The 23888-nt window shown below is 61.6% G+C and carries 23 protein-coding genes; 9 read left to right on the top strand and 14 right to left on the bottom strand.

What is annotated here, in order from left to right; genetic code table 11:
• Positions 1–1344: a 3-oxoacyl-ACP reductase gene (locus CQ002_RS11635; protein WP_105161598.1), complete on the bottom strand. Its 1344-nt coding sequence runs from the start codon at positions 1342–1344 to the stop codon at positions 1–3.
• Between the two features lie 114 nt (positions 1345–1458).
• Between CQ002_RS11635 and CQ002_RS11630 the strand changes: the two genes are divergently transcribed.
• Together CQ002_RS11630 and CQ002_RS11625 are read left to right on the top strand one after the other, a co-directional pair.
• Positions 1459–2736, top strand: a complete 1278-nt coding sequence (locus CQ002_RS11630; protein WP_105161599.1) for an acetyl-CoA C-acetyltransferase — start codon at positions 1459–1461, stop codon at positions 2734–2736.
• A gap of 134 nt (positions 2737–2870) precedes the next feature.
• Positions 2871–3770, top strand: coding sequence for a PA4780 family RIO1-like protein kinase (locus CQ002_RS11625; RefSeq protein WP_014716761.1), 900 nt, complete (start codon positions 2871–2873; stop codon positions 3768–3770).
• Between the two features lie 144 nt (positions 3771–3914).
• Here CQ002_RS11625 and cueR read toward each other — a convergent pair whose 3' ends face one another.
• The 3 genes from cueR to CQ002_RS11605 form a co-directional block, all read right to left on the bottom strand.
• Positions 3915–4316, bottom strand: a complete 402-nt coding sequence (gene cueR, locus CQ002_RS11615) for a Cu(I)-responsive transcriptional regulator (RefSeq protein WP_034103183.1) — start codon at positions 4314–4316, stop codon at positions 3915–3917.
• Complete coding sequence (locus tag CQ002_RS11610) at positions 4313–6514, bottom strand: cation-translocating P-type ATPase (RefSeq protein ID WP_105161601.1); 2202 nt, start codon at positions 6512–6514, stop codon at positions 4313–4315. The genes cueR and CQ002_RS11610 overlap by 4 nt, the downstream gene beginning before the upstream one ends.
• A gap of 110 nt (positions 6515–6624) precedes the next feature.
• The gene (locus CQ002_RS11605) at positions 6625–7005 is read right to left on the bottom strand and encodes a hypothetical protein (RefSeq protein WP_034103178.1); all 381 of its coding nucleotides are present in this window, start codon (positions 7003–7005) and stop codon (positions 6625–6627) included.
• 147 nt (positions 7006–7152) lie between these two features.
• Between CQ002_RS11605 and CQ002_RS11600 the strand changes: the two genes are divergently transcribed.
• Together CQ002_RS11600 and CQ002_RS11595 are read left to right on the top strand one after the other, a co-directional pair.
• Positions 7153–7350, top strand: a complete 198-nt coding sequence (locus tag CQ002_RS11600; RefSeq protein WP_034103176.1) for a heavy-metal-associated domain-containing protein — start codon at positions 7153–7155, stop codon at positions 7348–7350.
• Positions 7351–7435: 85 nt separating this feature from the next.
• Complete coding sequence (locus CQ002_RS11595) at positions 7436–8629, top strand: Bcr/CflA family multidrug efflux MFS transporter (RefSeq protein WP_034103174.1); 1194 nt, start codon at positions 7436–7438, stop codon at positions 8627–8629.
• Between the two features lie 8 nt (positions 8630–8637).
• On the opposite strand, the gene CQ002_RS11590 is transcribed toward CQ002_RS11595, so the two are convergent.
• The 3 genes from CQ002_RS11590 to CQ002_RS11580 all read right to left on the bottom strand — a co-directional run bounded on the left by CQ002_RS11590 (position 8638) and on the right by CQ002_RS11580 (position 10296).
• Positions 8638–8820: a hypothetical protein gene (locus CQ002_RS11590; RefSeq protein ID WP_010213424.1), complete on the bottom strand. Its 183-nt coding sequence runs from the start codon at positions 8818–8820 to the stop codon at positions 8638–8640.
• A 145-nt stretch (positions 8821–8965) separates the two neighbouring features.
• Complete coding sequence (locus tag CQ002_RS11585; protein ID WP_034103172.1) at positions 8966–9979, bottom strand: zinc-binding alcohol dehydrogenase family protein; 1014 nt, start codon at positions 9977–9979, stop codon at positions 8966–8968.
• 23 nt (positions 9980–10002) lie between these two features.
• A complete protein-coding gene (locus tag CQ002_RS11580; protein ID WP_032887109.1) occupies positions 10003–10296 on the bottom strand; it encodes a putative quinol monooxygenase in 294 nt (97 codons plus the stop codon).
• Positions 10297–10414: 118 nt separating this feature from the next.
• On the opposite strand from CQ002_RS11580, the gene CQ002_RS11575 reads away from it, so the two are divergent.
• Positions 10415–11341 (top strand): LysR family transcriptional regulator, encoded by a 927-nt coding sequence (locus CQ002_RS11575; RefSeq protein ID WP_105161602.1) that lies wholly within the window; start codon positions 10415–10417, stop codon positions 11339–11341.
• 136 nt (positions 11342–11477) lie between these two features.
• Positions 11478–12185, top strand: coding sequence for a helix-turn-helix transcriptional regulator (locus tag CQ002_RS11570; RefSeq protein ID WP_105161603.1), 708 nt, complete (start codon positions 11478–11480; stop codon positions 12183–12185).
• A 137-nt stretch (positions 12186–12322) separates the two neighbouring features.
• Here CQ002_RS11570 and CQ002_RS11565 read toward each other — a convergent pair whose 3' ends face one another.
• On the bottom strand, positions 12323–13276 hold the full coding sequence (locus tag CQ002_RS11565; protein WP_027607950.1) for an adenosine deaminase: 954 nt from the start codon (positions 13274–13276) through the stop codon (positions 12323–12325).
• Between the two features lie 194 nt (positions 13277–13470).
• Here CQ002_RS11565 and CQ002_RS11560 point away from each other — a divergent pair, with 194 nt between their 5' ends.
• Positions 13471–14562: a calcium:proton antiporter gene (locus tag CQ002_RS11560; protein WP_034103162.1), complete on the top strand. Its 1092-nt coding sequence runs from the start codon at positions 13471–13473 to the stop codon at positions 14560–14562.
• Positions 14563–14636: 74 nt separating this feature from the next.
• Here CQ002_RS11560 and CQ002_RS11555 read toward each other — a convergent pair whose 3' ends face one another.
• From CQ002_RS11555 to CQ002_RS11530, 6 genes are all read right to left on the bottom strand, one after another.
• A complete protein-coding gene (locus tag CQ002_RS11555; protein WP_034103160.1) occupies positions 14637–15995 on the bottom strand; it encodes an 8-oxoguanine deaminase in 1359 nt (452 codons plus the stop codon).
• Between the two features lie 183 nt (positions 15996–16178).
• Positions 16179–16865, bottom strand: a complete 687-nt coding sequence (locus tag CQ002_RS11550; RefSeq protein WP_034103158.1) for an SDR family oxidoreductase — start codon at positions 16863–16865, stop codon at positions 16179–16181.
• 50 nt (positions 16866–16915) lie between these two features.
• Positions 16916–17497: a YigZ family protein gene (locus CQ002_RS11545; protein ID WP_034103155.1), complete on the bottom strand. Its 582-nt coding sequence runs from the start codon at positions 17495–17497 to the stop codon at positions 16916–16918.
• A gap of 12 nt (positions 17498–17509) precedes the next feature.
• The gene (locus CQ002_RS11540) at positions 17510–18169 is read right to left on the bottom strand and encodes a TetR/AcrR family transcriptional regulator (protein WP_034103153.1); all 660 of its coding nucleotides are present in this window, start codon (positions 18167–18169) and stop codon (positions 17510–17512) included.
• Positions 18170–18256: 87 nt separating this feature from the next.
• Complete coding sequence (locus tag CQ002_RS11535; RefSeq protein ID WP_034103151.1) at positions 18257–19651, bottom strand: uracil-xanthine permease family protein; 1395 nt, start codon at positions 19649–19651, stop codon at positions 18257–18259.
• An 88-nt stretch (positions 19652–19739) separates the two neighbouring features.
• The gene (locus CQ002_RS11530; protein ID WP_034103149.1) at positions 19740–20660 is read right to left on the bottom strand and encodes a LysR family transcriptional regulator; all 921 of its coding nucleotides are present in this window, start codon (positions 20658–20660) and stop codon (positions 19740–19742) included.
• A gap of 125 nt (positions 20661–20785) precedes the next feature.
• On the opposite strand from CQ002_RS11530, the gene CQ002_RS11525 reads away from it, so the two are divergent.
• Both CQ002_RS11525 and CQ002_RS11520 read left to right on the top strand, forming a co-directional pair.
• Positions 20786–22135: an aspartate aminotransferase family protein gene (locus tag CQ002_RS11525; protein ID WP_098465708.1), complete on the top strand. Its 1350-nt coding sequence runs from the start codon at positions 20786–20788 to the stop codon at positions 22133–22135.
• Positions 22136–22174: 39 nt separating this feature from the next.
• Positions 22175–23668, top strand: a complete 1494-nt coding sequence (locus CQ002_RS11520) for a CoA-acylating methylmalonate-semialdehyde dehydrogenase (RefSeq protein ID WP_034103145.1) — start codon at positions 22175–22177, stop codon at positions 23666–23668.
• Positions 23669–23888 lie beyond the last annotated feature (220 nt).

The raw sequence follows: 23888 nt of genomic DNA, 5'->3' as shown, positions 1-23888 counted from the left end.
CTATGCTCCCAGGAGACTTTGCCCACACACGCGCAGCGCTTGCCCGCTGACCGCACCGGAACCCGGTTGACCCAGCCACGCCACCGCTTCGGCGACGTCCTGTGGCAGGCCGCCCTGGCCCAGCGAACTCATGCGTCGCCCGGCTTCACGCAAGGCGAACGGAATATGCGCGGTCATTTGGGTTTCGATAAAACCCGGCGCCACGGCGTTGATGGTGATGCCGCGCTCCTTGAGCAGCGGCGCCCAGGCCTGTGCCAGGCCGATCAACCCCGCCTTGCTCGCCGCATAGTTGGTTTGCCCACGGTTACCGGCGATGCCGCTGATGGACGCCAGCAACACCACGCGCGCGTTGTCGTGCAAAGAACCGCTGTCGAGCAGCGCCTTGGTCAGGACTTGGGGCGCATTGAGGTTGACCGCCAGTACCGCGTCCCAGTATTCAGGGGTCATGTTTGCCAGGGTCTTGTCACGGGTGATGCCGGCGTTGTGCACCAGGATGTCGAGGCCATCGGGCAGGTGCTCGATCAATTGGCTGGCGGCGTCCTCAGCGCAGATATCCAGTGTGACGGTGCGTGCTCCCAGGCGCGCCGCCAGGGCTTCGAGGTCGGCCTTGGCCTGGGGCACGTCGAGCAGGATCACCTCGGCGCCATCGCGGGCCAGGGTTTCGGCGATGGATGCACCAATGCCTCGGGCGGCGCCGGTAACCAGTGCCTTGCGTCCGGCGAGGGGCCGGGTCCAGTCTTCGACCGGCGTGGCGCAGGCTTCCAGGCGAATCACCTGGCCGGAGATATACGCGCTCTTTGGTGACAGGAAGAAGCGCAGGGCCCCCTCTAACTGAGCTTCGGCACCGTCGCCGACGTAGAGCAGTTGCAGCACGCCGCCATTGCGCAGCTCTTTGGCCAGCGAGCGGCTGAAACCCTCCAGGGCGCGCTGGGCGCTGGCGGCGAAAGGATCGCTGAGGCTTTCTGGCGCCCGCCCGAGGATTACCAGGTGCGCGCTGTTATCCAGGTTTTTCAGTAATGGCTGGAAGAATTCGCGCAGCTGCTTGAGTTGATCCGTGTGTTGCAAATCGCTGGCGTCGAACACCACCGCCTTGAGTTTGGGGCCGTGGCCGGGAATCCAGGTCGACGTCTCGGCGCCGTAGGTGTAGATGGCGTCGGTGAGCCGGTTGGCAAACGCCTGTACCTGAGTTGCCAGCGCACCGCCGCCCAGCAGCAACGCACCTTCCACCGGACGCAGGCGCCCGGCTTGCCAGCGTTCCAGGCGTACCGGTGACGGCAGGCCAATGGCGGCGACCAGGCGATGGCCGAGGCTTGAGTTGGCGAAGTCGATATAACGGTCAGACATGGAACGCTCTCCGAAGGCTGGGGTTCAAAGGGTTGACCACCCCGGGGTGGCAGTCGTTCGATTGAGCCTAGGCTAGGCTTGGTGATTCCACCCACAACCATCAGGGAGCTTTCCATGACTCAATTGCGCCGTGTAGCGATCATTGGCGGTAACCGCATTCCATTCGCCCGCTCCAATGGCCCCTATGCCACGGCGAGCAACCAGGCGATGCTGACCGCCGCCCTGGAAGGCCTGATCGAACGCTACAACCTGCACGGCCTGCGCATCGGCGAAGTGGCTGCCGGTGCGGTGCTCAAGCATTCCCGCGACTTCAACCTCACCCGCGAATGCGTGCTGGGCTCGCGCTTGTCCCCGCAAACCCCCGCCTATGACATTCAGCAGGCGTGTGGCACCGGCCTGGAAGCGGCGTTGCTGGTGGCTAACAAAATCGCCCTGGGGCAGATCGAATGCGGGATTGCTGGCGGGGTGGACACCACGTCCGATGCACCTATCGGCGTGAATGAAGGCCTGCGCAAGATCTTGTTGCAAGCCAACCGCAGCAAGTCCATGGCGGATAAATTAAAAGTCCTGTTACAACTTCGTCCCCATCACCTCAAGCCGGAACTGCCGCGCAACGGCGAACCACGGACGGGTTTATCCATGGGCCAGCACTGCGAATTAATGGCGCAGACCTGGCAGATCCCCCGCGCGGAGCAGGACCAGTTGGCCCTGGAAAGCCACCAGAAAATGGCCGCTGCCTACGCCGAAGGCTGGCACAACGATTTGCTCATGCCGTTCCTTGGCCTGACCCGCGACAACAACCTGCGCCCGGACCTCACCCTGGAAAAACTCGCTGCGCTCAAGCCCGCCTTCGAGCGCAGCGAAAAGGGCACGCTCACCGCCGGCAACTCCACGCCCCTCACGGATGGCGCGTCGCTGGTGCTGCTGGGCAGTGAGGAATGGGCCCAGGCGCGTGGCTTGCCGATCCTCGCGTATTTGCGCGATGGCGAGGCGGCGGCGGTGGACTTCGTCAACGGCGCCGAAGGCCTGCTGATGGCGCCGGTCTACGCGGTGCCGCGGTTGCTGGCCAGGAATGGTCTGGCGCTGCAGGACTTCGATTACTACGAGATCCACGAAGCGTTCGCTGCCCAGGTTTTGTGCACGCTCAAGGCGTGGGAGGATGCGGACTACTGCAAGACGCACCTTGGGCTGGATGCACCGTTGGGGTCGATCGACCGTAGCCGGCTCAATGTGAAGGGCAGCTCCCTGGCCGCCGGGCACCCGTTCGCCGCCACAGGGGGGCGTATCGTCGCCAATCTGGCCAAGTTGCTGGATGCGGCGGGCAAGGGCCGTGGTCTGATTTCGATCTGTGCCGCAGGCGGCCAGGGTGTTACGGCGATCATTGAACGATGATTGCGCCGAAAATTGGCCTATTGGATGCATTCTTGAGTGGTCAGAGGTCGGTAGCCTCTCCCACCGGCGAGCCGATTGCCGTATAACGAGTGCCATAAGCGTATTTGGTAATAAAGGACCCACAATAAAAGCTGATGAAGACTCCTAAACGCATTGAACCCCTGATCGAAGACGGTCTGGTCGACGAAGTGCTGCGCCCACTCATGAGTGGTAAAGAAGCAGCTGTTTATGTGGTGCGCTGCGGCAACGAATTGCGTTGCGCCAAGGTTTACAAGGAGGCGAACAAACGAAGTTTTCGTCAAGCGTCCGAATACCAGGAAGGCCGTAAGGTCCGTAACAGCCGGCAGGCCCGGGCCATGGCCAAAGGCTCCAAGTTCGGCAAGAAAGAAACCGAGGATGCCTGGCAGAACGCCGAAGTGGCGGCGTTGTTCCGCCTGGCCGGTGCGGGCGTTCGTGTGCCTCAGCCGTTCGACTTCCTTGAAGGCGTGCTGCTGATGGAGCTGGTGGCCGACGAGTACGGCGATGCGGCGCCGCGTCTGAACGACGTGGTGCTGGAGCCGGACCAGGCGCGTGAGTACCACGCCTTCCTGATTTCCCAGATCGTGCTGATGCTGTGTACCGGTCTGGTGCACGGTGACCTGTCCGAGTTCAACGTGCTGCTCACGCCAACGGGCCCGGTGATCATCGACCTGCCCCAGGCGGTGGATGCGGCGGGTAATAACCACGCGTTCAGCATGCTCGAACGGGATGTGGGCAACATGGCTTCCTATTTCGGGCGATTTGCCCCGGAGTTGAAGAAGACCAAGTACGCCAAGGAAATGTGGGCCCTGTACGAAGCCGGCACCTTGCACCCGGCCAGCGTGTTGACCGGTGAGTTCGACGAGCCGGAAGAGCTGGCGGATGTGGGCGGTGTGATCCGCGAGATCGAAGCGGCGCGGCTGGATGAAGAGCGTCGCCAGGCGATTCGGGCGGCGGACGACGCGCCACCGAGCAAGGTGCCGGACGAGCCACCGCCGCCGCCTTGGATGCAATAACGCAATCCAGTGTAGGAGCTGGCTTGCCTGCGATGCAGACGCCTCGGTATGTCAGTCACACCGAAGTAATGCTATCGCCGGCAAGCCAGCTCCCACAAAAGCCCGCTCCCACATTGGGTTGTTTGCCTGTCCAGCGAGGTTCGATCAGGTGCAACAGTGACCGGACGCCAATTCCTTGAGTATCGGACAGTCCGGCCGATGATCGCCCTGGCAGTGCTCCACCAGGTCCTGCAACGTATCGCGCAGTTGCCCCAGCTCCAGAATCTTCTGGTTGAGCGCATCGATATGCTGGCGTGCCAACGCTTTCACGTCGGCGCTGGCCCGTTGTCGATCCTGCCAGAGGGTCAGCAGCTTGCCGACTTCCTCCAATGAAAACCCCAGGTCCCGCGAGCGTTTGATGAACGCCAGGGTGTGCAAGTCGTCGCTGCCATACACGCGGTAGCCGCTGTCGGTACGGTGGGCGGCTTTGAGCAGGCCGATGGATTCGTAGTAGCGAATCATCTTGGCGCTGAGCCCGCTCTGGCGTGCGGCTTGGCCGATGTTCATGGACGTTGATCCTCCAAGTCCTTGGGTTTCCAAGTTTTCAACAGTAATGCGTTGCTGACCACGCTGACGCTGGACAAGGCCATCGCCGCGCCAGCCAACACCGGGTTGAGCAAGCCGAATGCCGCGAGTGGAATGCCGATCAAGTTATACACAAAGGCCCAGAACAGGTTCTGACGGATTTTTGCGTAGGTCTTGCGGCTGATCTCCAGGGCCGCCGGCACCAGGCGCGGGTCGCCGCGCATCAGGGTGATACCGGCCGCGTGCATGGCCACATCGGTACCGCCGCCCATGGCGATGCCGATATCGGCAGCAGCCAGGGCCGGGGCGTCGTTGATACCGTCGCCGACCATGGCCACCACACCGGTTTTTTTCAGTTCGGCGACGGTGGCGGCTTTGTCGGCGGGCAGCACTTCGGCGTGCACATCGTCGATGCCCAGGGCTTGCGCGACCACGCGGGCGCTGCCGCGATTATCGCCGGTGAGCAAATGGCTGGTGATGTGCTGGGCCTTGAGTTGCTGCACGGCGTCCAGCGCACCGGGCTTGAGGGTGTCGCCAAAGGCGAACAGCCCCAGCACACGCGGTTGCGCACCTTGCTCGATCAGCCAGGACAAGGTGCGACCCTCGGCTTCCCAGGCGTTGGCGGAGTCGGCGAGGTCGCCCGCGCTCAAGCCGTTTTCTTCCAGCAGCCGACGATTGCCCAGGGCCAGCGGTTGCCCATTGAGCGTGCCGGCAATGCCGCGCCCGGCCAGGGATTGGCTGGCCGTCACATCGGCTACGGCCAGTGCTTTTTCGTGGCATGTATTCAGCACCGCCTTGGCCAATGGGTGTTCGCTGCCGCGTTGCAGCGCGCCGGCTTGTTGCAGCAGTACATCTTCGTTGCCATCGACTGCCGCCAGGTGAGCAATTTTGGGTGTGCCGGAGGTGAGGGTGCCCGTCTTGTCGAACACCACGGCGCTCACTTCATGGGCACGCTCCAGCGCCTCGGCGTCCTTGATCAGGATACCGTGGCGCGCTGCAACGCCCGTGCCCGCCATGATCGCAGTCGGCGTGGCCAGGCCCAAGGCGCAGGGGCAGGCGATCACCAGCACGGCGACGGCATTGATGATTGCGGTCTCCACGGACGCACCATACAGCCACCAGCCCACCAGGGTGATCAGCGCCAGTAGCAGCACGGCCGGCACGAAGACCTGGCTGACTTTGTCGACCAGCTTCTGGATCGGAGCCTTGGCGGCCTGGGCGTCTTCCACCAGGCGGATGATCCGCGCCAACACGCTTTCTGCGCCGAGAGCCAGGGTGCGAACCAGCAGGCGGCCCTCGCCATTGATGGCGCCGCCGGTGACCTTGTCGCCCGGTTGTTTTGGTACGGGCAGGCTTTCGCCGCTGATCAAGGCTTCGTCGGCATGGCTCTGGCCGTCCACCACCTCACCGTCCACCGGGAAGCGCTCGCCAGGCTTGACCATGACCAGGTCACCCAGCTTCAACGCATTGATGGCGACATTTTCTTCACGCCCTGCAACGACCCGAATCGCCCGTTCAGGTCGCAAGGCTTCCAGGGCGCGGATGGCGCTGGCGGTCTGGCGCTTGGCGCGGCTCTCCAGGTATTTGCCCAGCAGCACCAGCGCAATCACCACCGCCGAGGCTTCGAAGTACAGGTGCGGCGCCATGCCTGGGTGAGCGGTGAGCCACTCATAGATACTCAGGCCGTAACCGGCGCTGGTGCCGATGGCTACCAGCAGGTCCATATTGCCGGCACCGGCACGTACGGCTTTCCAGGCGGCGATGTAGAAGCGTGCGCCGAAGATGAACTGCACCGGTGTGGCCAGCGCGAATTGAGCCCAGGCGGGCAGCATCCAGTGCAGGCCGAAGGGGGCGACCAGCATCGGCAGCACCAGCGGCAATGCCAGCAGGATCGCCAGCAGCAGCGCCCAACGCTCGCGGTGCAGGCGCTGGGCCTGGTTGGCCTCGGTGGTGGTTTCGCTTTGGGGCAGGGTAGCGGTGTAGCCCGCTTTGTCGACGGCGGCGATCAGCACGCCGGGGTCCATCTGGCCCAGCACTTCAACATGGGCGCGCTCGTTGGCCAGGTTGACGCTGACGCTTTGCACCCCCGGCACCTTGCCCAGCGCGCGTTCGACCCGGCCAGCACAACTGGCGCAGGTCATGCCGCTGATGGGCAGGTCAAAGGTGGTGGATCCATTCATGGGGCAGTCCTCCAGGAGAAGTCGCCCTTAGGATCAACCTTGACCTGTGGGGAAGGTCAAGCACCTGTTTATTGCAGGCATCGGCTTGCCGGCGCCTACAGGGTGGATACTTAATATTCGAGGGCGGCGGGTTTGAGGTACATGCCGTCCGGGCCTTGGGCAATGCGCAATTTGCGCACGTCACCGGCCTTGAGCGTGATGTTTTGCGCGGGCGGCGCCAGCAATCCCGGCAGGCAGCCTGGCGACTGGCCCGGCAGCAGCTTCAGGCGCAAGGACAGGTTGCCCGCCGGCAGGTTGAACGAAGTGGCTTGTTCCTGGAACAGCCGGCCTGCCAGCTGGTCATTCAGGTACAGGCCGATTTCGCAGTTGGTCGGCACTTCCAGGCGTTCCCGGGAAATGATCAGCACCGCATAGTCTTCGGCGGCGACAGCCGGCGGTGCAGCGGCAGACAAACTCATCAGGCCGAGAAGGGCAAAGAACGACCAGCGCATGGCGAATGCTCCGTGGTGTGAATCGAAGAGAGGTGAAGCTTGGCCGACGATGCCAACGATTACCAGCCCGGCAGCTATTCCAGGAACTTGACCTTGCCATCGTGGCAAGGTCGAGACTGGGTCCAACCTCATCAAAGGAGTCATGTCATGCAAGTATTCAGTGTTGACGGAATGACCTGCGGCCATTGCGTTCGAGCGGTGACCCAGGCGGTACAGAGCCAGGACCCGGCGGCCAGTGTGAAAGTCGACTTGGCGGCAAAGGAAGTGGGCGTCGAAAGCCGCCTTTCTGCCGAGCAAGTCATCCGCCTGATCACCGAAGAGGGCTACAGCGCCAAGCTTGCCTGACGCGGTAAAATAGTTAGCGAGCTATCGTATTCAATGCGCTCAAGCGCGGCTAGACTATCGGGCTGCCGTCTCACTTGGGTGCCCGATGAACCTCCGCATAATCCTGATTCTGGGTGCCTTGAGCGCCTTCGCGCCGCTGGCGATCGATTTTTACCTGCCGGGCTTCCCGGCGATGGCCAAGGCGTTCGCGACCGATGAAAAACACATCCAGTTGACCCTGGCGGTGTATTTCGGTGGCCTGGCCATCGGCCAACTGATCTACGGCCCGCTGGCTGACCGCTTTGGTCGGCGCGGCCCGTTGCTCAGTGGTGTCACGTTGTTCACCTTGGCGTCCTTTGCGTGTGCCTTCGCGCCATCGCTGGAGTGGCTGATCGCCGCGCGCTTTGTGCAGGCCCTGGGTGGGTGCGCGGGCATGGTGATTTCTCGCGCGGTGGTCAGCGACAAATGCGACGCAGTGGGCTCGGCCAAAGTGTTTTCCCAGCTGATGCTGGTCACCGGCCTGGCGCCGATCCTCGCCCCGCTGGCGGGTGGGTTGATGGTGGGGCTGTGGGGCTGGCAGTCGATTTTCCTGGCACTGTCGATATTCAGTGTAATGGCGGCCGTCGCCGTGGCGGTCGGGCTGCCGGAGACCTTCCCGGCTCATCAGCCGCGCCAGCCGTTGTCCGGCTCGCTGCGCCGCTACGCTGCATTGTTGTCAGACCGTGTCTACCTGGGTTACGCGCTGACCGGCGGTATCTCGATTGCCGGGATGTTTGCCTACATCGCCGGATCACCTTTTGTCTTTATCCAACTCTATGGCGTGCCTGCCGAGCATTACGGCTGGCTGTTCGGCTCCAATGCTGCTGGCTTTATTCTGGTCGCGCAGGTCAATGCGCGGTTGCTGTCCAAGCGTGGCCCGGCGTTTCTGCTGTCGCGCAGTGTATGGGTCTACCTGCTGGCAGCGCTGACGCTGCTTGGCATCGCTGCCTTGCGCACCGACGCGCTGTGGCCATTGCTGGTGCCGTTGTTTATCTGCATCGCCAGCCTGGGTTGCATTTTGCCGAACACCTCGGCATGCGCCATGAGCGGGCAGGGGGCACGGGCGGGTAGCGCTTCGGCGTTGCTCGGCTGCATCCAGTTTGGCGTGGCGGCGGGGGCGGCATCGTTGGTGGGGATCTTGCACGACGGCACGGCGATGCCGATGGCAATGGTCATCAGCTTGTGCGGTGTATTGGCGGTGACGATTGCGATGTCGACCCAGCGCCTGCAACGCAAACGGGCCTTGCAGGCGCAGGCCTGAAGCGCGGGTCAGCCAGCGGCGGAGCGTTGCTGGCTGTTCGGAAAGCGGTGAGGCGCCTGGATACGGGCTTGCAGGGTGTCGGCAAAGGCACGGGCCTCGGCTTCGGTGCGGAAGGTGAACGCGTCCTGGTCGAGACGTACCTGCCATTTATTGCCTGCGGATTTTGCTAACGCTTTTATCAGGATTTTCATTGCTGACTTCCTCACGTAAAAGAATCGTGGCAAAGGCGGCCAATATAAACCCGATAACGCTCACAAATGTGACAAGGATCAACTCTCTGACTAGCGGTGCCGTCCATTACTCAAATGAATAATGGACGGCACTGAAAACCGCCTCTCAGAACCCTTCGAGCACGATCTTGCCCTTGGCCTTGCCGCTTTCCAGCAGTGCATGGGCGCGGCGCAGGTTGGCTGCATTGATCACACCGAAGTGCTCGCCCACAGTGGTTTTCAGGGTGCCGGCGTCGATCAGCTCAGCCACGCGATTGAGCAGGTTGTGCTGTTCGATCATGTCCGGGGTCTCGAACATCGAGCGTGTGTACATGAACTCCCAGTGCAGCGACAGGCTCTTGCGCTTGAGCTTGCTGACATCCAGCGCCTTGGGGTCGTCGATCAATGCCAGCTTGCCTTGTGGTTGCAACGCTTCCACCAGTTGGTCCAGGTGATGATCGGTCTGGGTCAGGCTGGCGACGTGGGTCACTTGCGGGTGGCCAGCGGCTTTCAACGCGTCGCTCAGCGGTTGGCTGTGGTCGATCACCAGGTCGGCACCCAGGGCCTTGGTCCATTCCTGTGTTTCCGGGCGCGACGCCGTGCCGATCACTTTCAAGGCAGTGAGCTGGCTGGCCAGTTGGGTCAGGATCGATCCCACGCCACCGGCGGCGCCAACGATCAAAAGGCTCTGGCCTTCGTCCTGCTTGCCCTCACGCACGTGCAGGCGTTCGAACAGCAGTTCCCAGGCGGTAATGGCGGTCAGCGGCAGCGCGGCGGCTTCGGCAAAGCCCAGGCTCTTGGGCATGTGGCCGACGATGCGCTCATCCACGGTGTGCAGTTCGCTGTTGCCGCCCGGGCGCACCAGGGAGCCAGCGTAGAACACCTTGTCACCGGCCTTGAACAGCGTCACTTCGCTGCCGACCGCCTTGACCACACCGGCCACGTCCCAGCCCAGCACTTTGGCGGCGCCGTTTTCCGGGGCGACGTTCTGGCGCACCTTGGTGTCCACCGGGTTGACCGAGATGGCTTTGACTTCCACCAGCAGGTCGCGGGGGCCGGCGACGGGCGCTGGTAGTTCGATGTCTTGCAGGGCGCTTGGATCGTTGATCGGCAGTGAGGCGTAGTAGGCAATGGCTTTCATAGGGGCTCCGAAAGGGCGGGTGATCAGGCGAGAAATTTCAGGCGCTTGAGCTCGAAATGTTCGAGCACATCAGCGGCCTTGGCGCGGAAGCTCTGGATATGTGCGCTCTGGTCGTGGTCGGCCAGCGCCGCGTCGTCGCTCCAGCGTTCGAGCATGTAGAAGGTTTCGGGGTGTTGCAGGTCCTGGTGAAGGTCGTACTGCTCGCAACCGGCTTCCAGGCGCGTGGGTTCCAACAGGCCGCGTAGCAGGGTTTCCAGAGTGGCCTGTTGGCCGGGCTTGGCGATCAGCGTGGCGATGACGTTAAAGGCAGTGGGCATATTCAACTCCAGACACGTGATGAACGGGATGCACAGATGATTGGCTATTTCCCGGGCAGATAAAAGCGGCTAAAACAGCAGTCTGTTTCAACGAAATTTTGATAATGAGTGGGAAAGCATGCTGCGTTTTGATGATTTGCAGTTGTTTGTACGTGCGGCGGACCTGGGCAGCCTGTCTGCTGCGGCGCGGGTCATGGACCTGTCACCGGCCGTGGCCAGTGCGGCGCTCAAGCGTATCGAGCAGCAATTGGGCACGCGCTTGCTGGCACGCTCCACGCGCAGCCTGCGCTTGACCGCCGAAGGTGAAGGCTTCCTGGAATATGCCCGCGCTGCCTTGAGCTCGCTGGATGAAGGGCGACGCTTATTGGCCAACGGGCAAGACCATGTCAGCGGGGTGCTGCAGCTGTCAGCCCCTTCGGATTTCGGGCGCAACCAACTGCTGCCATGGCTGGACGAGTTCCAGCATGAGTACCCGCAACTTACGGTGCGACTGTTATTGGGCGATCGTATTGCCGACCTGTTCCGCCAACCGGTGGATATCGCCCTGCGTTACGGCGAGCCCGAGGACTCCAGCCTTATCGCGCTCCCCGTTGCGCCGGATAACGTCCGCGTGCTGTGTGCGTCACCCCGTTACCTCGCACGGTTTGGTGAGCCTCGGCATCTGGAGCAACTGGCCCAGCACAATTGCCTGCTGTATATGCTCGGCAGTCGGGTCCACGACCACTGGACCTTCCGCGACGGCAAGCGCGAAGTCAGCCTGACCGTCACCGGTGACCGCTTCAGTGACGATGCCGATGTGGTCCGTCGCTGGGCAGTGGCGGGTGTGGGGATTGCCTACAAGTCGTGGCTCGATGTCAGCTGCGACGTGCTGGCCGGGCGCTTGCGTCTAATACTGCCGGAGTTGCGTGGCGAGCGTACGCCGCTCAATTTGTTGTGTGCCCATCGTGCACAACTGAGCAAACCCATCAACTTGTTGCGGGAAATGCTCGTGTCCCGCTGTGCGACGTTGACTGCCCAGTTGCCGGAGCGATTGAGCACGACGTAACGGCCTCCATCACAACAGGAAATTTCACTCAGTTACTGTCCCTATCCGGACTGTCAGACGCCATGGAACCGGCAGTTTGCGCCCCTATACTTTGGCGCCAACCTCAGCAGAAAAATAATCAACAGGGAGTGAAAAGATGGAAGCAGCACTGTGCATCAGTCAAATCGCCAGCTTGCTCGCCGATCCCAAACGTACTGCGATGCTGTGGGCGTTGATGGATGGCTCGGCCAAGTCGCCGGTGGAGTTGGCGACACTCGCCGGGTTGTCGCCGACATCCGCCAACGCGCACCTGGCGCGACTGACCGCAGGGGGGTTGCTGCGCGTGGAGGCCCGGCGTGGCAAGCGTTTGTTTCGTGTGGCGGCGCCTGATGTCAGCGCGGCGATCGATGCCATGGCCAAGACCACCGTGGCCTGCGCCACACGCAATGCACCGAATACGTTGCCGCCCCCCTTGGTTGCACCGCCGTCGTTGCGCCATGCCCGATTGCGCCATGGGCACCTCGGCGGCGAGCTGGGCGCGCAGCTGTATCAACACTTGCTCGAGGCGGGTTGGATCGAGCGCTATGAACAGCGTACCGATGTCACACTCAAGGGCGCGCAGCGCCTGGCGGGCTTGGGTATTTTCACTCAGGCGCTGGCGTCGCCGTTGGTGTGCAACTGCTTCGACTGGAGCCAGGAGCAACCTCACTTGGGCGGTGCTTTAGGGGCAGGGTTGTTGCAACTGTTTTTGCAGTCGAACTGGATCAGTGTGATCAATGATTCCCAGGCGTTGCAGGTCAAAGCCCCCGGGCAGCTGGAAATCACCCGACTGGGCATGCCGGTGAGACCGGGGGCGGGTGCGTGATGGCGGTGCCGGGCGGGATGGGGATGAAGGCTTTGGGCGTCGACTGTGCTGGAACGGGCTTGCCGGCGATAGCATCACCTCGGTCATCCTGAAACACCGAGGGGGCTGCATCGCCGGCAAGCCGGCTTGCGTGGGTATTACGGTTTGACCAGTCGCGCATCCAGGCTGTTTTGCGCCAGGCGTTTGGCCTGGTCCTGGGTCATGCCCAGCGAGGTGTACAGCGCGTGGAAGTTCTCGGTGACATAACCGCCGAAGTACGCCGGGTCATCGGAGTTCACTGTGACCTTAACGCCGCGCTCGAGCATGTCGAGAATGTTGTGCTGGGCCATGTCATCAAACACGCACAGCTTGGTGTTGGACAGCGGGCACACGGTCAGCGGGATCTGCTCGTCGATGATGCGCTGCATCAGGCGCTCGTCTTCGATGGCGCGTACGCCATGGTCGATACGCTGGATTTTCAGCAGGTCGATGGCTTCCCAGATGTACTCCGGCGGGCCTTCTTCGCCGGCGTGGGCCACGGTGAGGAAGCCTTCGTGGCGCGCACGGTCGAACACGCGCTGGAACTTGCTCGGCGGGTGACCCATTTCCGAACTGTCCAGGCCCACGGCCACGAACGCGTCCCTGAACGGCAATGCCTGGTCGAGGGTTTTCTCTGCTTCGGCTTCGCTCAGGTGGCGCAGGAAGCTGAGAATCAAACCGCTGGTGATCCCCAGCTGCTGCTCGCCATCTTTAAGTGCAGCGGCGATGCCGTTGAGCACCACCTCGAACGGTATGCCACGGTCGGTGTGGGTTTGCGGATCGAAGAACGGTTCGGTGTGGATCACGTTTTGCGCTTTGCAGCGCAGCAGGTAGGCCCAGGTCAGGTCGTAGAAATCCTGGGAAGTGCGCAGCACATCAGCGCCCTTGTAATACAGGTCGAGGAACTCTTGCAGGTTGTTGAAGGCGTAGGCCTTGCGCAGGGTTTCGACGTCGTTCCACGGCAGCGCAATCTTGTTGCGCTCGGCCAGGGCAAACAACAACTCCGGCTCCAGCGAACCTTCCAGGTGCAGGTGCAATTCAGCCTTTGGCAGGGCATTGAGCCAATCGTACATTTTCTAAATTCTCATCAGGTGCAATGGCGGCATTCTACAGGCCATCGCCGAAATAATCGGCAAAACCTGACCAGCAGGAGAGTTTTGCTTTCATTCACGCAAGGGCCGCGTGAACTAAGGTGTAACGAAACGTTAGCGGCTTGGCGCAGTCTGTACCCCATCAATGACTGATTTGCCGTATTAAAAGGCCCGGAATGCTCACATCCCTCAAGCAAGAAAAATTCATGTTGCTGGCGCTGATTGCCGCCGTCGCCGCTTATCCATTGGAGCACTGGATGCTCCATAGCGGGCAAGCGGTGGCGTTGCTGTCGGGCGTGGTGCTCATCGGCTTTATCGTGGTGGCGTCGATGCGCGTGGCCCATCATGCCGAGCAACTCGCGGAAAAAGTCGGCGACCCCTACGGCACCATGATCCTCACCCTCGCCGCCGTGCTGGTGGAAGTGGTGATCCTGGCGATCATGATGAGCAATGAGCCGTCTCCCACCCTGGTGCGCGATACCATCTACTCGGCGGTGATGCTCGACATCAACGGGATTCTCGGCCTGGCAGCGCTGATGGGCGGCATCAAGCATGGAGAACAGTCCTACAACGACGATTCGGCGCGAACCTACAGCGTGATGATCCTCACTGCCATGGGCGTGTCGATGGTGGTGCCGGAATTCATCCCCGAAGCTGACTGGAAAATTTACTCGGCCTTCACCATTGGCGCGATGGTGGTCTTGTACACCCTGTTCCTGCGCATGCAGGTAGGGCCACACAGTTACTTCTTCAGCTACAGCTACCCGGAAAAGCGTCGCAAGAAGCAGCCCGAAGAAGAGCAGGCGCCATCGGTCAACCTGGCATTTTCCATCGGTACGCTGGTGTTCGGGGTGATTGTGATCGGCGCGCTGGCCGAGGTGATGTCCAAGACTCTGGACCTAGGCCTGGAAGGCACAGGCGCACCGCCGGTGATCACGGCGATTGTGGTCGCGGCCATTTCGGCAGCGCCGGAGATTCTCACCGCGTTGCGCGCGGCGTTGGCGAACCGCATGCAGTCGGTGGTGAATATCGCGCTGGGTGCTTCGCTGTCGACGGTGATCCTGACGGTACCGGTGATGGAGGCCATGGCGCTCTACACCGGCCAGCCGTTCCAGATGGCAATGACGCCAGTGCAGACCGTGATGGTGTTTATCACGCTGATTGTCAGTGCGATCAACCTTAACGATGGCGAAACCAACGCCATCGAAGGCATGACCCATTTCGTGTTGTTCGCGACCTTTATCATGCTGTCGCTGCTGGGTTTGTAACTGACCTGAACAGCACCGCATAGTCCATGTGGGAGCGGGTTTGCCCGCTCCCACATTCTTGATCGCTACTCGGCCTAGGTCCCGGCGATCAGTTCACGCGCCGCCTGGCGGTGATCGGCGATCAGGCCTTTCAGATCCAGGCCTTCCACTTGGCCGTCGATCACCCGCCATTGGCCGCCGATCATCACCCGATCCGCACGGTCCGCGCCGCACAACAGCAGCGCCGAGATCGGATCGTGGCTGCCCGAGAAGCGCAGTTCATCCAGCTTGAACAGCGCCAGGTCGGCCTGTTTGCCCACAGCCAATTCACCGATGTCCGTGCGGCCGAGCAACTGCGCCGAGCCTTTGGTAGCCCAGCCCAGCACGCCTTCGGGCGTGATCTTTTGCGCACCATAGCGCAGGCGCTGGATATACAGGGCCTGGCGGGTCTCAAGGATCATGTTCGACGCATCGTTGGAGGCGGAACCGTCCACACCCAGGCCGATAGGCGCGCCCGCTGCGAGCAGGTCCAGGGTCGGGCAGATGCCGGACGCCAGGCGCATGTTCGAGCTTGGGCAATGGCAGATGCCGGTGCCGGCGGCACCCAGGCGCGCGATTTCGTCCGGGTTGAAGTGAATGCCATGGGCCAGCCAGGTACGCGGGCCGAGCCAGCCGACGCTGTCGAGGTAATCCACGGTGCGCAGTCCGAAACGCTGCAGGCAGAAATCTTCCTCGTCGAGGGTTTCCGCCAGGTGCGTGTGCAGGCGCACGTCCAGGCGGTTAGCCAGTTCGGCGCTGGCCTCCATGATGTGCGGGGTGACGGAAAACGGCGAGCAGGGTGCCAGGGCAATCTGGATCTGCGCGCCGTCACCACGCTCGTGGTATTCGCGGATCAGGCGCTGGCTGTCGTCGAGAATGACTTGGCCTTGCTGCACGGTCTGTTGTGGCGGCAGCCCACCGTCGGCTTCGCCCAGGCTCATGGAGCCGCGAGTGAGCATGGCGCGCATGCCCAATTCGCGCACGCTGGCGACTTGCACATCAATGGCGTTTTCCAGGCCGTCGGGGAACAGGTAGTGGTGGTCTGCCGCTGTGGTACAACCCGAGAGCAGCAACTCCGCGAGGGCCACCTTCGATGCCAGCGCGAGTTTTTCCGGCGTCAGCCGCGCCCATACCGGGTACAGGGTTTTCAGCCAGGGAAACAACGGCTGGTTGACCACCGGTGCCCAAGCGCGTGTCAGGGTCTGATAGAAATGATGGTGGGTATTGATCAGCCCGGGTAGGACCACATGCTCGCGCGCATCGAACACTTGGGCGCAGGGCTGTGTGGGTGCTTGTCCAAGGGCCAGCACTTCGCTGATCACTCCGTCGTGCAGCACCAGGCCGCCACGGGCGTCGAGGTCGTTGGCAGTGAAAATCGCGAGGGGGTTTTTTAACCAGATACGGGTCGCAGGCATTGGCCGGCTCCTCTGAATGATGGGTTCAGGTTTGCCAGCTCAGTGTTGCCCTGTCTGCTGATCCAGGGTCGCCGGTGAGGGCGAGGGGCACAGTCTACTGCTAGTCGGTGCTCGGGTCTATTTGCAGGAGCGAGGTGCTCTTGAGAACATCGCGGGCAAGCCCGCTCCCACAGGGCCTTGCCCTTACCAGGCGATGGTGTCGCCTTTGTAGTCGATGAAATGATGACCGCCTTTGCCGGTGTAGGCATTGACCTGGTCAACCAGGCCGCGCACGCTGGTGTCGACGTCGATGTGCGCGTTTTCGCCGCCCATGTCAGTCTTCACCCAGCCCGGATGCAGTGACAGTACCGTCAACGTGTGATCACCCAGTTGGTTAATAAAACTGTTGGTCATGGAGTTGAGTGCGGCCTTGCTGGCTTTGTACAGCGCCAGGTCGGAGCCGTCGGGGATGGTCACGCTACCCAGTACCGAACTCATGAAGGCGAGTACGCCAGTGTCCTTGCGGATCTGCCCGACAAAACGCTGGGCCAGGTTGATCGGCGCAACGGCGTTGGTGAAGAACAGTTGGCCGACCTCTGCCAGGGTGGCGTGCCCCGGCTCCTGATTGGCGGGGCCCTTGACGCCCGCATTGACGAACAGCAGGTCGAAGGTGCGCGCCTTGAGCCGCTGGCTCAGGGCGATCACGGCTTGCTGATCGTCCATGTCGAGTTTCTCGATCTGTACCGGGCCGACTGCTTTCAGGGCATCGGCCTTGCTCGGATCACGCACGGTGGCGGTCACGTCCCAACCGTCCTGAAGCAGTTGCTTGACCAGGCCAAGGCCCAGGCCGCGCGAGGCACCGATGATCAATGCGATTTTTGGCGTAGACATGAAGGCTTCCTTTTAAGCGTCGCTGTTCAGGGAGTTCAACATTAGCAGTTTCAGCGTTGTAGCAGGATACGTCCACGGCTGAGGTCGGCGAGTTGGGTTTGCAGGGTATCGATATGCGCTTCGCCCACTGCGAGTTGCAACTCGACACCGTTGGCGGTGAAGGTTTCTTCGACCACCAGCCCACCCAGTTCAGCGACGCGAAGTTTCACCAGGTTCAGCTCGGCGAACCCACAGGCGCAACTCAACGGGACGCGGCTGATCAGTTCGATGCGTTCGGCACTTTGCAGGCATTTATTCGCGCCGCCACCATAGGCCCGGGCGAGGCCGCCGGTTCCCAGCTGGATGCCGCCGTACCAGCGAATCACCAGCACCGCGACCTGATCAAACCCCTGCGCCTCGATGGCGGCGAGGATCGGCCGCCCGGCGGTGCCACCGGGTTCGCCGTCGTCATTGCTGCGGTATTGGTCGGCAAGTTTCCAGGCCCAGCAATTGTGCGTGGCGTTCAGGTCGCTGTGTTGCTCGAAAAACGCCTGGGCGTCTTGCGGGCTAGTGATGGGGGCGGCGAGGGTGATAAAGCGGCTTTTGCGTATTTCTTCGCGAAACTCGCAAAGGCCGGTAAGCGTGAAAGGCATAAGTCGCTTCGTTTAATAGGCGGGCTTGATGCCACAGCCCTTGAGAATGATGTGGATCAAGTTGGTGCCGGCGTCTTCCATGTCTTGCTTGGTCAGCTTGGTGCGACCCGTGACGCGGCAGATCTGGGTGGCAAAGTCGGCGTAGTGCTGGGTGCTGCCCCACAGCAGGAAGATCAAGTGCACGGGGTCTATCGGGTCCATCTTGCCGGCGTCGATCCAGGCTTGGAACACGGCAGCGCGGCCACTGAACCAGGCGCGATAGTCCTGGCTGAAATATTCGGTAAGGCATTCGCCGCCGCTGATGATCTCCATGGCGAAGATCCGTGAAGCCTGGGGGTGGCGCCGTGAAAACTCCATCTTGGTACGGATGTAGCGCGTGAGGGCCACGGCCGGGTCATCCTCTGCAGTGAGCGCGTTGAAGGTGCTGTCCCACAGTTCGAGGATGTTGCTGAGCACCGCGATATACAGGCCCAGCTTGTTGGTGAAGTAGTAATGCAGGTTGGCCTTCGGTAGGCCGGCACTGGCAGCAATGGTGTTCATGCTGGTGCCTTTGAAGCCATGGCGCGCGAACTCATCTTCAGCAGCCTGGAGAATCGCTTGTTCGTTCTTTTGCCGAATGCGGCTGGCGGGTTTACCGGCTTGGTTGCTGTGGGCAGGAACTTCGAGGCTCATGGAGGTTTCCGTGCTGATCGATAGAGACGACGTGTGCACAGATAACCCACCCTCAAGCCTCAGACAAGTCCTGATGCAATAAAACCGTCAAAGCGGTTCCAGGCTGTCGCTTTCCGGCACTGTGTTTGCGGCAGCCGTGGCTACCTTGCTTTCCGGCAGCAGCAGGCACAACACGATCGCCGTCAGCCCGCCGCTGGTGATGGCCGAGTCAAACAGGTTCTGCACCAGCGCCGGCATCAGATGCAGCAGGTTCGGCTGGGCGGCGATACCCAGGCCCACGCCGAACGAGGTGGCGATGATCAACATGCTGCGACGGTCCAGCGGTGCCTGGGCGAGAATGCGTACGCCGGCGGCGGCCACACTGCCGAACATCACCAGGGTCGCGCCGCCCAATACCGGCTTGGGGATTTGCTGCAGCACCGCACCAATCAACGGAAACAGACCGAGACAAAACAGCACGACGCCGATGTAGAGGCCTACGTAGCGACTGGCCACGCCGGTGAGTTGGATCACGCCATTGTTCTGCGCGAAGGTGGTGTTGGGGAAGGCGCTGAAGGTGGCAGCGATCATGCAGCTCACACCATCGCCGAGTACGCCGCCCTTGAGTCGGCTTATATAGGAAGGGCCGCTGATGGGTTGGCGGGCGATCATGCAGTTGGCGGTGAGGTCGCCGACGGTTTCGATACTACTGATCAGATAAATCAGCGCGATCGGCAGGAAAGCGCTCCAGTCGAAGTTGAAACCGAAGCGGAAAGGTATCGGCAGGCTGACCAGCGGCAACTCAGGCAAGGCTTGGGGCACGAGCTTACCGCTGAACCAGGCGGCCAGGCTGCCGAGGGCAAGGCCGATGATGATTGCCGAGAGGCGCACCCAGGGCGTGTTGGAGCGGTTGAGCAAAATGATCGTCAGCACCACGAACAGGCCCAGCGCCAGGTTGATGGGCGCACCGAAGTCAGGTGCGTTGAAACCGCCTCCCAGGTCAGTGATGCCGACCTTGATCAAGCTGATGCCGATCAGGGTGATGACAATTCCGGTAACCAAAGGCGTGATGACCCGGCGCAGTTGACCGATGAACCGGCTCAGCACGATCTGTACCGCTGCGCCGAAGAAGCACACGCCAAAGATCATCGCCATGATGTCTTCCGGGCTACCGCCACGTTGCTTTACCAGAAAACCCGCCGACAGCACCGCGCCGAGAAACGCGAAGCTGGTGCCTTGCAGGCAGATCATGCCGGCGCCGATGCCAAATGGCCTGCGAGCCTGGATGAACGTACCCACGCCGGAAACCATCAGCGCCATGCTGATCAGGTACGGCAAGTGCGCGGTGAGTCCCAAGGTGGAACCGATGATCAGCGGCGGGGTGATGATGCCGACGAAGGCGGCCAGCACGTGTTGCAATGCAGCCAGGAAGGCCGGTGCAGGTTTCGGGCGGTCGTTGAGGCCGTAGATCAGGTCGCTGGGGCTGGAGGATTCTGGTGGCATGGCGGGCAAACTCGAGTCGGACGGTTCTAGGTCCTTGTGTGCTTGCAAAAAGCTGTCCAGTTGCTCAGCTTTTTGCGCGAGGCCCGGTTTAGCGCGTCGCGGCCAGGCTTTCGAGGAAACTTTCCAGCACCAAATGGGGGCGACGGCCCTTGCGCGTGACCGATGCGAGGCTTAAATCGTAGAACCGTGTAGCCGGTTTCAGCGCACGCAGCCGGCCTTGCTGTACCCACAGGCTGGCATAGTGATCGGGCAAGTAGCCGATGTAGCGGCCGGTGAGAATCAGGAACGCCATGCCTTCGCGGTCGGAGGCGCTGGCAGTGCAGTTGAGCGGCTGGTAATGGGCCTGGATATCGGCGGGTAGGCGGAATGTGGGGGCAATCGCGTCCTGGGCATCGATGCGTGCATCGTCCAGCTGTTTGTCTTCGGCGTAGAACAACGGGTGGCCCACTGCGCAGTAGAGCAATGAACGCTCGCTGTACAGCGGCTGGTATTCCAACCCCGACAGCGCGCTGGCCTGGGGTACCACACCGACATGCAGACGGCCGTCGAGTACGCCCTGTTCAACCTCGTTGGGCGCGATCATGCGGATCTGGATCTGCACATCCGGGCCGCGCTCCTTCAATTGCGCGAGCGCGTGGGTGATGCGCATGTGGGGCAGGGTGACGAGGTTGTCGGTGAGGCCAATGATCAGCTCGCCGCGCAGATGCTGGTGCAGGCCGTTGACCTCGGTGCGAAAGCTTTCCAACGCACTGAGGAGTTGCAGGACCGACTGGTAGACCTCGCGGCCCTCTTCAGTCAGGGAAAAACCGGCGCGGCCGCGCTGGCACAGTCTGAGTCCGAGCCGTTGTTCGAGATCGCTCATTTGCTGGCTGATCGCCGAGCGCCCGATGCCCAGTACGGTTTCTGCCGCCGAAAAGCCGCCGCACTCCACCACGCTGCGAAAGATGCGCAGCAGGCGAATATCGAAGTCGCTGACTTGGGCCAGGGGATCGGGTCGACGGCTGCTCATAGTTTAGTGAAGGCCTGACTGAAGGTTAGAAGAGTTGGATTTCACCGACTTTATCGCCGTGGCAATTTAGCTGCAACAACGCTTTTCAATCCCGACGCTGCCTTTTGCCTTGCGAGGTTTTGCTGATGAACATGCCCGAAAACGCCCCATCGTCCCTGGCCAGCCAATTGAAGCTGGACGCGCACTGGATGCCATACACCGCCAACCGAAACTTTCAGCGTGACCCACGCCTGATCGTGGCCGCCGAAGGTAGCTGGTTGACCGATGACAAGGGCCGCAAGGTGTATGACTCGTTGTCGGGCCTATGGACGTGCGGCGCCGGGCACACGCGCAAGGAAATCCAGGAGGCGGTTGCCAAGCAACTGGGCACGCTGGACTACTCCCCGGGCTTTCAATACGGCCATCCACTGTCCTTCCGACTGGCGGAAAAGATCACCGACCTGACCCCAGGCAACCTGAACCATGTGTTCTTCACTGACTCCGGCTCCGAGTGTGCCGATACCGCGGTGAAAATGGTGCGTGCGTACTGGCGCCTCAAAGGCCAGGCCACCAAGACCAAGATGATCGGCCGTGCCCGTGGTTATCACGGCGTGAACATCGCCGGCACCAGCCTGGGGGGTGTCAACGGTAACCGTAAGCTGTTTGGTCAGGGCCTGATGGACGTTGACCATCTGCCGCACACCTTGCTGGCAAGCAATGCCTTCTCCCGTGGCATGCCGGAGCAGGGCGGTATCGCGTTGGCAGACGAATTGCTCAAGTTGATCGAATTGCACGATGCGTCGAACATCGCGGCGGTGTTTGTCGAACCAATGGCCGGCTCCGCTGGCGTGCTGGTGCCGCCTCAGGGTTACCTCAAGCGCCTGCGTGAGATCTGCGACCAACACAACATCCTGCTGGTGTTCGACGAAGTCATCACCGGGTTCGGCCGTACCGGCTCGATGTTCGGTGCCGACAGCTTCGGCGTGACCCCGGACCTGATGTGCATCGCCAAGCAAGTCACCAACGGCGCGATTCCGATGGGCGCGGTGATTGCCAGCAGCGAGATCTATCAAACCTTCATGAACCAGGCGACGCCGGAGTACGCGGTGGAATTCCCCCACGGCTACACCTACTCGGCGCACCCGGTTGCCTGCGCGGCTGGCCTGGCGGCATTGGACCTGTTGCAAAAGGAAAACCTGGTGCAGAGCGTTGCTGAAGTCGCCCCGCACTTTGAGAATGCGCTGCATGGTCTGAAGGGCAGCAAGAACGTGATCGACATCCGCAACTACGGCCTGGCCGGTGCGATCCAGATCGCCCCGCGTGACGGTGATGCCATCGTGCGTCCGTTCGAGGCTGGCATGGCCTTGTGGAAAGCCGGTTTCTACGTGCGCTTTGGCGGCGACACCCTGCAGTTCGGGCCAACCTTCAACAGCAAGCCGCAGGACCTGGATCGCCTGTTCGATGCGGTCGGCGAAGTGCTGAACAAGATCGACTGATTTCTCCTTCTATATAGAACAACTTTTCAGGAGCCCTGCATGAGCCTTATCCAGCATTTGATCAACGGAGAGTTGGTCAACGACAGCGGTCGCAGCGCCGACGTGTACAACCCGTCCACCGGCCAGGTGATCCACCAGGTGCCGCTGGCCAGCCGTGAAACCATTCAACAGGCGATCGACTCGGCCAAGGCGGCGTTCCCGGCCTGGCGTAATACCCCGCCGGCCAAGCGCGCCCAGGTGATGTTCCGTTTCAAGCAGTTGTTGGAGCAGAACGAAGCGCGTATCTCGCAATTGATCAGCGAAGAGCACGGCAAGACGCTGGAAGATGCCGCCGGTGAGCTGAAGCGCGGTATCGAGAACGTCGAGTATGCGTGCTCTGCACCGGAGATTCTGAAGGGCGAGTACAGCCGCAACGTAGGACCGAACATTGATGCGTGGTCGGATTTCCAGCCTCTGGGCGTGGTGGCCGGTATTACGCCGTTCAACTTCCCGGCGATGGTGCCGCTGTGGATGTATCCGCTGGCGATCGTCTGCGGTAACTGTTTCATCCTGAAACCATCGGAGCGTGATCCGAGCTCAACGCTCTTGATCGCACAACTGCTGCAGGAGGCCGGCCTGCCTAAAGGCGTGCTGAGTGTGGTGCACGGTGACAAGGGCGCGGTGGACGCGCTGATCGAAGCACCGGAAGTGAAAGCGCTGAGCTTCGTGGGCTCGACGCCGATTGCCGAGTACATCTATTCGGAAGCGACCAAGCGCGGCAAACGCGTGCAGGCCCTGGGTGGCGCGAAGAACCACGCGGTACTGATGCCGGATGCGGATCTGGATAACGCCGTGAGTGCATTAATGGGCGCGGCATACGGTTCTTGCGGCGAGCGTTGCATGGCGATCTCGGTGGCCGTGTGCGTGGGTGATCAGGTGGCGGATGCGTTGATCGCCAAGCTGGTGCCGCAGGTCAAGGCCTTGAAGATTGGTGCGGGCACTTCTTGCGGCCTGGATATGGGGCCGCTGGTGACGGGGCAGGCGCGAGACAAGGTCAGTGGCTATATAGAAGACGGTGTGTCTTCGGGCGCCAAGTTGGTGGTCGATGGTCGCGGACTGAGCGTCGCGGGCCATGAAGAAGGTTTCTTCCTGGGCGGCAGTCTGTTTGATCATGTGACGCCTGAAATGCGTATCTACAAAGAAGAGATCTTTGGGCCGGTGCTGTGCGTGGTACGGGTCGATAGCCTGGAAGCGGCGATGCAGCTGATCAACGATCACGAATACGGTAACGGTACGTGCATCTTCACCCGTGACGGTGAGGCGGCGCGTCTGTTCTGTGACGAGATTGAAGTGGGCATGGTGGGTGTTAACGTGCCACTGCCGGTGCCAGTGGCCTATCACAGCTTTGGTGGCTGGAAGCGTTCGCTGTTTGGCGACTTGCATGCGTATGGGCCGGATGGGGTGCGTTTCTATACCCGTCGCAAGGCGATTACCCAGCGTTGGCCGCAACGGGCCAGCCATGAAGCGTCGCAGTTTGCCTTCCCTAGCTTGTAAGGCTGACTAGAAAGCCGGCCCCTTGGGGCCGGCTTTTGCGTTTTTAGGGCCTTTTTGACCGATATGACAGAAATGTGAAAAAAGGTGTTGACGGCAGATTCTAGAAGTCTATAATTCGCCCCACTTCCGGCGCAGTCGAAACGGAAAACTCCTTGGTAAACAAGTAGTTACGCAGAATTCGGCAGCGAGTTGCTTCAGTTCATCGAAGCCCAGAAGGAGT

Origin of the sequence: Pseudomonas sp. MYb13 (assembly GCF_002980075.1) — a bacterium.
GTDB lineage: Bacteria > Pseudomonadota > Gammaproteobacteria > Pseudomonadales > Pseudomonadaceae > Aquipseudomonas > Aquipseudomonas lurida.
Note: the sequence above shows the minus strand (reverse complement) of the source record. Positions and strands in the feature narration are given on the sequence as shown.